This is a genomic window from Lacicoccus kunmingensis DSM 17847, from assembly GCF_059568765.1.
Window position 1 is genome coordinate 12,622 of the sequence record NZ_JCANUC010000020.1, and the last position, 12,030, is coordinate 24,651.

Here is a 12,030-nt window from a genome sequence, read left to right on the forward strand (position 1 = left end):
TAATGGTTATTACTTTGTTAATAACCATTATAGTTACTTTTCTACAAGTAGTATTTAGATACTTCCTGCAAATAAGTGTACCGTGGTCTCAAGAGTTTTTGATGCTCTGTTTTGTTTACAGCATATTTGCTGGAGCAGCATATTTGGTCAGTACTCATGATCATCTAGTAGTAGATCTTTTTGATAAACTGAATCCAAAAATTGATTTGCTGTTGAACATCATAGAGTGCGTTATAGCTATATTAGTATTAGTAGTCTTTACCTATTACGGTTATGATTTAGTGCAGTCCAATCTCATCACTGGACAAACATTATCATCATTACCAATCCAAAGAGCATATTTGTACATGGCTGTGCCAATATTCTCCATTTTTATGATTTATTTTTATATAAGGAGGCTGTATAAGATATGCTTTGGATAGCTTTGATTATACTACTTTTTGTACTGATAATATGCAGAGTCCCTATAGCTTTTTCAATGGCGTTTATTTCAATTTTAGGGATTGCAGCAAACGATATTAGTCTTCTGACAAATGTTCCGAGAAATATATTTAGTGGTGTAAACAATTTTACGCTTGTGGCAATACCTTTATTTATATTAGCGGGAGAAATAATGGCCAGAGGCGGTATATCTAATAGGTTGATTGAATTCTCTAAAATTATTGTTGGGCCTATACCCGGGGGTCTTGCATTAGTGGTAATCGTAAGTAGCGTGTTCTTTTCAGCAATAACTGGGACAGCAATAGCAGCAGCTGCTGCTATTGGTGGTATGCTCATCCCTACAATGCTAAGGGAAGGATACGATCAAGGTTTTACAACATCATTAATAGCTACTGCATCTACTATTGGACCTATAATTCCTCCAAGTATTGTATTAATACTTTATGGAGTAATCGCGAGTGTATCAATCAGTGATCTCTTTATCGCGGGTGTGTTACCAGGCGTGTTAATGGCACTATCTTTAGCGATTTACAGTATTATCATAGGGAAAAAGAATGGTTACGTCATTAAAAGAGATGAAAAAGTTACAGTTAAAGACTTTTTCCTTTCTTTAAAAGATGCAGTTTTAGCACTTTTAATGCCTGTAATTATTATAGGTGGTATTATTTCAGGGATTTTTACAGCAACAGAATCAGGTGTAATTGCAGTGTTCTATGCTTTAATCATTTCAATCTTTGTTTATAAAGAAATTACCTTAAAGGATTTTTGGAATGTACTTAAAAACAGTGCAACAACAACTGCAGGAATTATATTTTTGATTTCTTCAGCAGCTATTTTTATCTGGTATATAAATTATGAGAGTATACCTAATCAATTAATGAACATGATGGGATTTGCAGCAGATAACCCTATCCTGTTATTATTAATAATTAATGTCATGCTATTAATTGCTGGGACGTTTATCGATACTATTAGTGCTGTGACAATATTTACACCATTATTTGGACCAATGGTATTGGCGGCAGGGGTGGATCCAGTTCACTTTGGAATCATACTCGCAGTGAATTTGACTATAGGTATGGTCACACCGCCACTAGGTGTATGTTTGTTCGTCGTATCTTCAATTGCGAAGCAAAAAGTACCTATAATGTTTAAACACTTGTTTCCACAGGTCGGTTTACTTATAGTAGTATTACTAATAGTGACCTATCTACCACAGATAATAATGTTCCCAGTGGAACTGTTAGCAGGTTAAATTTTTTATAAAGGGCGATAAGTATGGAGAAATTTGAAATTAAAGAGATTAAAACTAAAACCTTAAAAGATACTATTTACGTATCCTTGAAGGAGATAATTCTCAATAATAATTTTCCATCAGAAGAATTTATTACTGAAAATTCATTAGCACAAAAATTAAATGTTTCCCGTACGCCTTTAAGAGAAGCTATGCAAGATTTGGTTAAAGAAGATTTAATCGAATTCAGACCCAGAAAAGGTTACAAAGTAAAAATACATTCTGATAAGGAAGTCGATCAAATTTTCCTTTTGAGATATGTGATAGAAAAGGAGATAATCACTCCTTTGTTTAAAAATATCACACCGGAAAAAATCGAGTTCTTAAAAGAGATTGTTGAGAAGCAAAAAGAGACGGTTGCGAATGAAGACGGTTATCGATTTATGCTGATAGATAAACAGTTTCATAGAGAGATGTTCCTCATATCAGAATACAATATATTTCTACAGTCGTATGATCAGTTTCATAATTTAACAATTTTGATAGGTTCTCAGGCAATCAGAAAAAAAGGTCGTATGACCGAAGTTATCCAAGAACATCTGGAAATTATTAAAATGCTTGAGAAAAAAGATGAAGAAGGTATGATTGAAGCGATTAGAAACCATCTAAAAAGAACTAAAAGTATGTATTCAGATATTCAGGACAATAATAATTAAGTGTTCAGATTTATTAAAAAGGGCTTAGTCATCATTAAAAATGTTGACTAAGTCCTTTTATTATTCCTTTTTTCTGTTCTTCTGTATCTCCTCGATAACATCGGATGGATATTCATTCTTCTGCTTCATGGACTCCTGCCGTATGAAAAAAGCGTGGAGAAGTTTTAGGATCGGTCTGCCGAGCAGCTGCGCACTTCCGAGGATAAATAAAATCGTCCCTGCTGTCTGCGTCGAGTGAAACAGGAATAGCACACTCCCGATCGTGAACCATATTCCAAGTGTCAAATCGTTGATGATCGCAAGCAGCTGATAGCGTTTATTGAAAAAGATGCCAAATCTGCCTATATCGAACTCGAAGTAATTTTTATCTCTTTTAATCTTCGGCAATTTTTTCATCTCCTTTTAGAGAGTCTTACCACACAACTACCCGATTGATGCGAAATTCATTCATCTCTTTATTGTCCCAAGCATTTTAGCCATCGGCCACTGAAGCAGCAGTCTTAATATCAACGTCCATTTCGGTATATATTGAAGACCGAGTTTATCACGGTGAGTCAGCATATAGATATTTGCCGGGAACACTGCCCATAGAAATGTCTGCATACCTGTAACCTGCCAGTTTTTAGATTTGTCTGCCAGAAGCAGAACGCCGAAAATCAGTTCCAATAATCCGGTAAACAACGCAAGAAATTTCTTGAATGGAATAAATCCCGGTATGATTTTCGCAAATCTGTCTGAAGCTAAAAAGTGGGCGGTACCAGCGACGGAGAAGACTATGCCCATAAATATTCGAATCATTATTTAACACTCCTTACTTTTAATTATTTAAATGCTATAGTATATGAAAAATGGAGGGGTTAAAATGCGAATACTGGATGTTCCCTACATTAACATAACCGATATGAAGAAATCTCCTAGATCCGCTTTTGAAAAAGCTGAAGAATTTAATTCAATCGTACACGTATTAAGAAACAATAAACCTTATGGCGTCGTTATGAAACCAGACCAATACGAAGCGATGTACAATGAAATTGAATCACTCCAAGACAGACTTGAAGAATATATTATTAAAGAACGTTTGGTTGAATCAAAGATTAAGACACATAATGAAAAAGAAGTTTTGGACAATCGACTTGATCAAGTCACAATTGATGAGAATGACGGTTGGAAGTAACTCATGTATGAATTATAGTATACCGATAACCCAAACATAAGAATCCCTTACGAGTAATATCGTAAAGGGATTCTTTCATATAGTATAAAGTTTTTTGATTATACTTCAGAATATGTGTTTCTGGTATATCTCTATTGTTCATCAACATCCCCCGACATGGCGCAAAAACGATGCCGGGGCAGCGTTGTTGCGCCGATATGGTATAAAACCGATGTCGGGGCAAAGCAGCTACCCCCCAAACAAACAAAAAAACACCGGAAATCCTCATGATTTCCGGTGGTTCCATATAATCTTATATATGTTCTTATTTCACTACCGCTTTCGACTTCTTAACTTTCTTAATCTTCTTACCAGTCACTTTGCTCCATACCCATACACCGGTCAATAGTACCGCGATCGCAACACCGAGGTAACCAAGGATCGGATAGAAGAAGTTGACCAAGTCTACGAATCCAACCAGGCTCAGGAAGTACCCGATAACGACACTTGCGACAAGCGCCACTTTATAGCGTCTTGAGTAAGGCGTCCAGAACCTCGTCAGGAACGGGTACAGCATGCCGACTGCCGTATTATAGATGATCAGCAGCATAACGATTGTCAGCGCCAGACCAAGCAGTGGATGTATCTCTCTCGCGAGTACCAATGTGGGCAGTTCAGCTGTGGAGGTTACATTAATCTGTGACAGAAGTCCGCCGTTCATCAGCAGCATCAGTACGAGTAGAATGATTCCGCCGAATAATCCGCCGCGTTTTGCGACTTTCATTGTCGACTGCGCACCGACGATGGATAGAATACTGAATGCCATCGCAAGGACGATACCACTGTAAGTGATGGCTTCAAGCCACCAGATGCCTGTCGGCGTTTTACTGATGTCCGTATAAGTACCGACTTCAGACATCGGCACCGATGGGTTCGTCATGTTCACAGCTGCAATGATTATGACAATAATAATCAACGCCGGTGTCACTGAACCGAGTGCGACTAAGATTTTATCAAAGCCCATCGTGAGTGTAATAAGCACCGCAACAGCCATGATCAATGAACCGAGCCATGCAGGGACGCCGAAACTTTCGTAAAATGCGGATCCCCCGCCGGCAAGCATGATGATCATGACACCGTATAAAAAGAAGACTAAAACGTAGTCGACGGCTGCCCCCAATTTCTCACCGAATAAAAGCTTCGTCGGCCCAAGATGCGAGTCTGCATCTAATCGATGGCCGAGCTTTGCGGCCTGTCTGCCGATAAACATAATCACTACAGCCGATAAAATCACTGCAGCATAGCTCATCGCTCCAAAGTTAGTAAAGAATTGTAAAATTTCCTGCCCTGTTGAGAACCCCGCACCAAGTACGACACCCACATAGGCAAATCCAATTTTCATTGCGCTCTTGTTATCAGAACTCAAAAAAATCATCTCCGTATGTATTTTTGTTATAATGTCCTTATAAAATCTAATCACGTCTGCGCCAAAAACGGATCGAACAATTTTTCATCCAGTCACATTCAAATGTGAAAAATGAAACACTAGTATCATTTTAAACATACATGTATGTGTCTTGTCAAAGTTGCTTGTGAATTCTGACAAAATTAAAACGGTTACAATTTAGTAGCGACAAGGGAAGGAGAATTTTTAATGAAAATAAATTCTAAACGGCTTTTGAACCACCTCGACGAGGTAAATATGATCACCGCTGATGGTGACGGCATGACGAGACCCGCATTTTCAGATCTCGAAGATCAGGCACATGAGTGGTTTATCAACAAGTGTAAGGAACTGAATTTGAAAACCAGACAGGATGCGTTCGGCAACAGTTTCGCGAGCATCGGTCCGGAAGATAAGAAGGGCATACTCATCGGTTCACACCTGGATACGGTCAATAACGGCGGGGAATACGACGGTGCGCTTGGTGTGGTCACAGCACTTGAAGTTGTACTCACTTTATTGGACGAAAACGTTGAACTGTCAAAACCCGTCACTGTCGTCGCTTTCCGAGCGGAAGAAATCGGACTGATCGGAAGCAGTGTATTCACAGACCTGATCGACAGAAGCGAAGGTTTTGAAGACAGATTGGCAGAGATGAACAGAACGGTGGCAACAGTCGATGATGCCATCGGCTATAAGGACTATACGGATTACGTAGAGCTGCACATCGAACAGGGCAAGAACCTTGAGTCCAATAACCTGGATATCGGTGTCGTCAGTTCCATCGCAAGTCTCAACCGTATGAATATCACTGTGCATGGTGAAGCGGGGCATGCCGGTACCATCGGGATGGAAGAGCGTAATGATGCACTGATGCATACCGCAAAAATACTGACTGAATTCGAAACAATCGTAAAATCGTTCGGACCGCCAAACGTCGGCACAGTCGGTGAACTGGAAGTCTTTCCGTCCTCATCCAACGTCATCCCAGGCAAAGTCGAATTCTCAGTCGATCTCCGAGGCGACAACTTAGATCAATTGAACGATATAAAAGAACAATTCAAACAATATATGAATGACAACTTTTCTGTGGATATTAAGGAAAACCCGGATAAAGAACCGGCACATATGTCACAGAAAATCATGGACCATATCACAGAATCCTGTGAAGCCGCAGACGCTTCTCACACAGTCATGACAAGCGGAGCCAACCATGATGCGAATCCGTTATCCAGAAGAATGGACGCCGGGATGATCTTTATTCCGAGCAAGAACGGCATCAGCCACAATCCGGCAGAATTTTCTTCAAACGAGGATATCGAGAAGGGTGCTCAAGTGATGCTCGGCACTGTGCAAAAGCTATTGGATGAATAGAAAGGCGGCTTCGACCGTCTTTTCTTATCAATTTTACATTAATCAGAAAAATCGGTATAATGAAACCTTATCTTGAAAAAAGAGGGGTTTAAATATTGAACAGAGAAGCTTGGAAAATTGCGTTTGCCTATACTGGCGTCGTGGTCGGCGCAGGGTTCTCCACAGGACAGGAAATACTCCAGTTCTTTACAAACCACGGCTTATACAGTTATTTAGGCATATTAATATCAGGTTTGATGGTTTTATTCATCGGTAGACAGGCAACGAAATTCGGTTACCGCATTCAGGCGGAATCACATAAAGCACCAATATTCATGATGTTCGGCAAAGTGTCGGGCACAATCATCGATTACTTATTCGTTTTCTTCCTATATGGTATTGCGGTCATCATGTTCGCCGGCGCAGGGTCCGCCTTCAATGAAAGTTTCGGCGTACCGTACTGGCTCGGTACACTGATCATGGTGATTCTCGTCGTCGTCACATTAATGCTCGACTTCGATAAAATCGTCTCGGCACTCGGCGTCGTGACACCATTCCTGATCGCGGTCGTCATCATCATCGCGCTGGTCAACATATTCAACCCGCAGGTGCCAGTCGACACGGTCAACGCATTCGCGCAAACAGACCGCACACCGAGCGGATTATGGTTCCTGGACGGGGCGATGTATGCCGGTTTCACACTGGCGACTGCATTCAGTTTCCTATCCATCATGGGTGCAAATGCATCCAACCATAACACGGCTGCACGCGGCGGACTGCTCGGCGGTGTGATCATTACAGTGCTCATGCTGATGATCAACTCGGGACTCATATCCAACATGGATATCGTGAACGATCTCGCACTGCCGACACTCGTTCTCGCACAAAACATCCACCCGGTGCTACAGGCGGCACTGGCAATCGTCATGCTGCTCGTCATATACAACACCGGCGTCGGCGTCATGTATCCGTTCCTGAAACGATACAGCGAACCGTACACGAAAAAGTATTACACAATACTCCTCATCGCAGCAGTCGTCGGGTACTTCCTGAGCTTCGTCGGATTCGTGGAACTCGTCGGCATCGTCTACCCGGCGTTCGGCATACTTGGGCTCCTGATCGGGCTCGGCCTCGCCATCCGCTGGTTTATGAACAGACGATCGAAGAAGAAATTAATATAGGTGAAAATAAAGATCAAAACTCCGTTTGATAGGGGTTTTGATCTTTTTTGGTCCTCAGTGTAGATTAGCGGAATTTGCTCTATCGGCCAAGTGGAAAGCGGTTTGACCGATAGGGGCGTTCTATCGGCCAAGTGAGAGTTGGTATGACCGATAGGAGTGTTCTATCGGTCAAGTGAGAGTTGGTATGACCGATTAGTACAGGAATGAATCAATTTATTGTGATCGATAAGTACATTTTATCTTTTCATCTCAATTTTCAATTTATACTTCATCTGATATACTTAATTCAGCCTTCGCATCTTCCCATGATACAAACTCAGTATTATCGTCTTTCATGACTTTAACAGCTTTTTTATACATTTCCCGATCAATTTCTTCATCAATCTTTTCTAAGATGATTTCCCTGATATAAGCGGACATGTTCGTATTTTTAGCTTCGACAATACCGCGTAAAATATCTTGATCGTCCTTATCCAATCGTATTGTAATACTCATTGTTGCACCTCCAATACTTTGTAATATGATTGCAGTACAAAATCCATATTTTAATCCTTCCACTCATCCAGCCATTCTGACATTCGGTTCAAGGCATACTGATATTCAAAGCCGTACCATTCTTCTTCTAAATCTAATTGTGCCAATTGGAATTTGAAATTACGGAATGGCTTTCTTAAGTTGAGAGCTTCCAGTAGAATCGCTCCTAACTCAGCGTTTTGTTCTTCAGAGAAAAGCACTCGTATATCATATGCTTCCGAACTCATAATTTGAGGGATTATAATCAAATTCTCTGCTTCATCGCTTTCCCAGTCTATTTCAGGTTCACCTGTCAAAGCCTCCGGCGCATCCAGTAGGATTTCTCCGGTTTCAATATTCAAAACGTTCCTCGTTTCCATACTGTTGAAAAGAAACGCGTCCGCCAGTTCCTCGATTAATTTCATTAGTTTCACTCCAGACATTGAATTGACTCATTTGCTAATTACCCGATATTATTTCACCTCTATAATAATCGATAAGTAAAAATTACACAATATGATTTGGAGCTGTTTATTAAAATGCTTTATAATAAAAATAAATGCTCAAAGGAGTTCTGAAATATGAACCTGCTCGATAAGATTGATTCGCACCTGACTTCTGAAGACACAGTCGTCCGCCAGTTTGCACTGGAGGCCGTCAGCACATATCCTTCCACAAAACCGGAATGGCCGGTGCGTCTGATGAATAGGGTCCTGGAACACCCGGAAGAAACGATCAACTATTCGTCCGCTTTAAAGAATATGACGCTCACCAGTGAAATCATCCCTTTATTAGTAGAAGGGATAGAAGAAGGGGATGAGTTGAATAAACTTCTGCTTAAGCGTCTGGCTGCCAGGTTGCCGCTTGAAGTAAAGATAGAGAACCGTGAAGCACTTCAAAATGTCTTCTCCATGGAGGTATGGTCATTCTTAACCGAATTGGATGAAGCAAAAGAGGAAAAACTCGAACTATGGCTTGTAAATCATCAATTGAGACTGGAGTTGAGTGAATAGTTCGATCAACAATTGTTTGACCGGGCCAAAACGATTGCTTCCATGCAGGCAGAGGAGGACTGGGTTGATACTGAAGAATTAAGAAACATTATCGAAGAACAGAATAAACAACCATATATCAATTTTGAAGGTATCATTGCTATCTATAAAATTGGCCTGATCAAAGAAGAAAGTCTGATTGAAGACATTGCGCCGATGTTGATGAGTGAAGATGATCTTCTACTGGAAGAGCTGAAAAATACACTTGCTGCATTCCAGTCGGACCGGGTTGTGGATGTGGTTGAGCCGCTCGTCACCGGATCTTTTCCCATATTCCAAATCGATATTATCGCAGGTACACATACACAATCTGCCGTCGCAGCATTGAAACGACTGTATCAGACAGTGGATGGTCTGGATCTTAAATCAGTGATTGTAAAAGGGTTGGCTGAACAGCTGTCAGCAGAAGGACGTCCTGAAATCGAAGATTTTATGACTTATGATAACTACGATGGAATCTTTGATATGGAGGAACTTGCCTACGGCTATTTCAAAGTCATGGGTAATGACCATCCGGAACTTGAAAACTGGAGAGAAAAAACACTCACAAGAATTGAGAATGCCGGAGATCCATCAGATATACTTTCCCATATGGAATCAATAATGCCAACGCCGAAAAAGCCGGTTGTATCCGAAAAACTCGGACGCAATGAACCATGCCCATGCGGCAGTGGAAAGAAATATAAGAAATGCCACGGAGAATAAAATGCTTGCCGGCATTGATGTGCCGGAAAGCCCCGTTAAAATCCTTATGACACATCCCACGTGTCGGGATGACCCATTAAACGTTTCGTGACTCATCCTAGTCCTCGGGACGAGCCATTAAAAATATATCTGATCATTATAATAAAAAAACTGACCCCATCTACAAAAGTAGGTGGGGTCAGTTTTATCTATATATAGGGTTGGAGATATTAGTGAATGAAGTTATGGTTTGCTGCTTCTGAAGCGGACAGTGTTCTGAATGATTTGCCACCCAGACCGTTGCTCCAGTTCATTTCTGAAATCATGATTGATCCATCACCATTAACTTGCTCAACAACACCGACGTGACCAGCACCCCAAGCGCCGTTTGACCAGGCGTTTGATTGGATGATTGCACCTTGTGATGGTGTATTGTTTACAGTCAGACCTTGTGCTCTAGCGTTACCAGCCCAGCTGGATGCGTTGCCCCAGCTTCCGCTGACAGGTTTGCCTAGCTGCTGACGGCGTTCGAACGCGTACCAAGTACATTCACCGTAAGGGTACCAGTTCGTACCGTATGATGCCGGTGCCGCAGGTGCCTGTGCTTCAGGTTCTTCCTCGACAACAGGCTCTTCTTCTACAACTTCCTCTACAACCGGTTCAGGTGTCGGTTCCGGCTCTGGAGCAGGCTCAGATTCAACTTCTTCAACTACAGCCTCTTCCTCGACAGTTTCCTCCTGTACCGGCTCAGAAACTTCCTCAACGACTTCTTCCTCTACAACCTCAGGCTCTTCAACTTCAGCTGGACGGTTGTCTACAAGGTCAAGTACTTTACCAGGGTAAATTAAAACCGAGTCCATGTTGTTGTATTCCATAATGTTGTTGTAGCTGACCCCAGCTCGGTTGGCAATGCTCGCAAGCGTGTCGCCGCTTTGAACTGTGTAAGTGTCGCCGGAGATGTTTTCCGGTTCAGGTTCTTCTTCAACGACTTCCTCTTCAACTGCTTCTTCTTCTACAGTCTCTTCCTCAGCCGGTGCTTCTTCGACGACTTCTTCTTCAACGACTTCCTCTTCAACTGCTTCTTCCTCTACAGTCTCTTCTTCAGCCGACTCTTCTTCGACGACTTCCTCTTCAACTGCTTCTTCTTCAACAGTTTCTTCCTCTACAGCCTCTTCTTCAGCCGGTTCTTCTTCGACGACTTCCTCTTCGACTGTTTCTTCGTCAACAGTTTCTTCTTCAGCCGGCTCTTCCTCGACAACTTCCTCTTCGACTGCTTCTTCTTCTACAACTTCTTCTTCAGCCGGTTCTTCCTCTACAACTTCTTCTTCAACTGGTTCTTCCTCGACGACTTCAGCTTCTTCAACTTTTTCGCCGTTAAGCTGCAGCACTTGTCCAGGTAAGATCAGGAAATCTGATAATCCGTTAAGTGACATCAACGCACGGTATGACATGCCGTGTTCGCCAGCGATGCTGTAAAGTGTATCGCCGTGTTTAACTGTATATGTATCCGCATCCGTCTGAACCGTTTCCTCTTCAGCCGGTTCAACTTCCTCTTCGACAACTTCTGCCTCTTCCTCAACTTCAACCGGTTCGGTCTCTTCAACCGTTTCTTCTTCTTCGACTGCACCATTCAAAGTTAATGTTTGGTTGACAAGAATCAGATCGCTCGATAAGTTGTTCCATTCTTTCAACTGTTCAACGGAAACATTGTTACGGTTGCCGATGCCCCAGAGCGTATCTCCCGCTTTGACCGTATATGTAGATGGTGAGCTTGTATTGATATTTTGACCGACTGTGATCGTATCCGAGCTCAAGTTATTATAATTTTTAAGCTGACTGACAGTCAGGTTATTGTCCTGGGCGATTTTCCAAAGTGAATCTCCGCCTATGACCGAGTATGTACCATTAGCAGTATCTGCAGACGCATTATCCGCCAGACCGTAAGTAGAAATTGCTGCTGTTGCCGTGAGTGCCGTAATGACTTTTTTCATAAAAGGAAATCCCCCTATAATTTTTAATATCAATTTTCCGACTAATTGTCTGAATTATTTACTTTATTTATCAACAGCTCCTATACTAACAGAAAATATGCTGAAAGTTTCATTTGTAACATAATTGTAATGTAACTAAAATATATGTAAAAAAAGCCCTTCTTTTTTCACGAAATATTACAAAAATCAGTATATACAACTGCGAAGTTCCTTGAGAAATAAAACCGATCTGACACGGAATTTACCCGATATTAATATTGGGAATATC

Annotated in this window: 14 protein-coding genes; 8 read left to right on the forward strand and 6 right to left on the reverse strand. The window is 41.5% G+C overall.

The genetic code is table 11. From position 1 onward, the window contains the following. The first annotated feature begins 2 nt into the window (after positions 1 to 2). From BO48_RS14200 to BO48_RS14210, 3 genes are read left to right on the forward strand one after another with little or no spacing between them, the layout of a single operon-like run. Positions 3 to 422 carry a TRAP transporter small permease gene (locus tag BO48_RS14200; RefSeq protein ID WP_496368452.1) on the forward strand — a complete coding sequence of 140 codons (420 nt, stop codon included), beginning with the start codon at positions 3 to 5 and terminating at the stop codon, positions 420 to 422. After that, complete coding sequence (locus BO48_RS14205; RefSeq protein WP_496368400.1) at positions 410 to 1,696, forward strand: TRAP transporter large permease; 1,287 nt, start codon at positions 410 to 412, stop codon at positions 1,694 to 1,696. Before BO48_RS14200 ends, BO48_RS14205 begins: the two co-directional genes overlap by 13 nt. A 23-nt stretch (positions 1,697 to 1,719) precedes the next feature. After that, a complete protein-coding gene (locus BO48_RS14210; RefSeq protein WP_496368402.1) occupies positions 1,720 to 2,391 on the forward strand; it encodes a GntR family transcriptional regulator in 672 nt (223 codons plus the stop codon). A 60-nt stretch (positions 2,392 to 2,451) separates the two neighbouring features. Here the strand turns inward: BO48_RS14210 and BO48_RS14215 are convergent, their stop codons facing one another. Continuing rightward, positions 2,452 to 2,778: a YrhK family protein gene (locus tag BO48_RS14215; RefSeq protein ID WP_496368404.1), complete on the reverse strand. Its 327-nt coding sequence runs from the start codon at positions 2,776 to 2,778 to the stop codon at positions 2,452 to 2,454. Positions 2,779 to 2,838: 60 nt separating this feature from the next. Next, positions 2,839 to 3,189: a DoxX family protein gene (locus BO48_RS14220; RefSeq protein WP_496368406.1), complete on the reverse strand. Its 351-nt coding sequence runs from the start codon at positions 3,187 to 3,189 to the stop codon at positions 2,839 to 2,841. A 64-nt stretch (positions 3,190 to 3,253) separates the two neighbouring features. Here BO48_RS14220 and BO48_RS14225 point away from each other — a divergent pair, with 64 nt between their 5' ends. Next, entirely contained in the window at positions 3,254 to 3,565 is a 312-nt protein-coding gene (locus BO48_RS14225; RefSeq protein WP_496368408.1) for a hypothetical protein, read from the forward strand. 304 nt (positions 3,566 to 3,869) lie between these two features. Here BO48_RS14225 and BO48_RS14230 read toward each other — a convergent pair whose 3' ends face one another. After that, complete coding sequence (locus tag BO48_RS14230) at positions 3,870 to 4,970, reverse strand: YkvI family membrane protein (protein ID WP_496368410.1); 1,101 nt, start codon at positions 4,968 to 4,970, stop codon at positions 3,870 to 3,872. A 228-nt stretch (positions 4,971 to 5,198) separates the two neighbouring features. Here BO48_RS14230 and BO48_RS14235 point away from each other — a divergent pair, with 228 nt between their 5' ends. Together BO48_RS14235 and BO48_RS14240 are read left to right on the forward strand one after the other, a co-directional pair. After that, entirely contained in the window at positions 5,199 to 6,362 is a 1,164-nt protein-coding gene (locus BO48_RS14235) for a Zn-dependent hydrolase (protein ID WP_496368412.1), read from the forward strand. A 95-nt stretch (positions 6,363 to 6,457) separates the two neighbouring features. Next, positions 6,458 to 7,522 (forward strand): YkvI family membrane protein, encoded by a 1,065-nt coding sequence (locus tag BO48_RS14240; protein ID WP_496368414.1) that lies wholly within the window; start codon positions 6,458 to 6,460, stop codon positions 7,520 to 7,522. A gap of 261 nt (positions 7,523 to 7,783) precedes the next feature. Here BO48_RS14240 and relB read toward each other — a convergent pair whose 3' ends face one another. Continuing rightward, positions 7,784 to 8,017 carry a type II toxin-antitoxin system RelB family antitoxin gene (gene relB, locus BO48_RS14245; protein ID WP_496368416.1) on the reverse strand — a complete coding sequence of 78 codons (234 nt, stop codon included), beginning with the start codon at positions 8,015 to 8,017 and terminating at the stop codon, positions 7,784 to 7,786. 50 nt (positions 8,018 to 8,067) lie between these two features. Continuing rightward, on the reverse strand, positions 8,068 to 8,460 hold the full coding sequence (locus BO48_RS14250; RefSeq protein WP_496368418.1) for a hypothetical protein: 393 nt from the start codon (positions 8,458 to 8,460) through the stop codon (positions 8,068 to 8,070). 156 nt (positions 8,461 to 8,616) lie between these two features. Between BO48_RS14250 and BO48_RS14255 the strand changes: the two genes are divergently transcribed. Both BO48_RS14255 and BO48_RS14260 read left to right on the forward strand, forming a co-directional pair. Next, positions 8,617 to 9,048 (forward strand): hypothetical protein, encoded by a 432-nt coding sequence (locus BO48_RS14255; RefSeq protein ID WP_496368420.1) that lies wholly within the window; start codon positions 8,617 to 8,619, stop codon positions 9,046 to 9,048. A 12-nt stretch (positions 9,049 to 9,060) separates the two neighbouring features. Beyond that, a complete protein-coding gene (locus BO48_RS14260; protein ID WP_496368422.1) occupies positions 9,061 to 9,792 on the forward strand; it encodes an SEC-C metal-binding domain-containing protein in 732 nt (243 codons plus the stop codon). A gap of 209 nt (positions 9,793 to 10,001) precedes the next feature. Here BO48_RS14260 and BO48_RS14265 read toward each other — a convergent pair whose 3' ends face one another. Continuing rightward, the gene (locus tag BO48_RS14265; RefSeq protein WP_496368424.1) at positions 10,002 to 11,762 is read right to left on the reverse strand and encodes a LysM peptidoglycan-binding domain-containing protein; all 1,761 of its coding nucleotides are present in this window, start codon (positions 11,760 to 11,762) and stop codon (positions 10,002 to 10,004) included. Between the last annotated feature and the right edge of the window lie 268 nt (positions 11,763 to 12,030).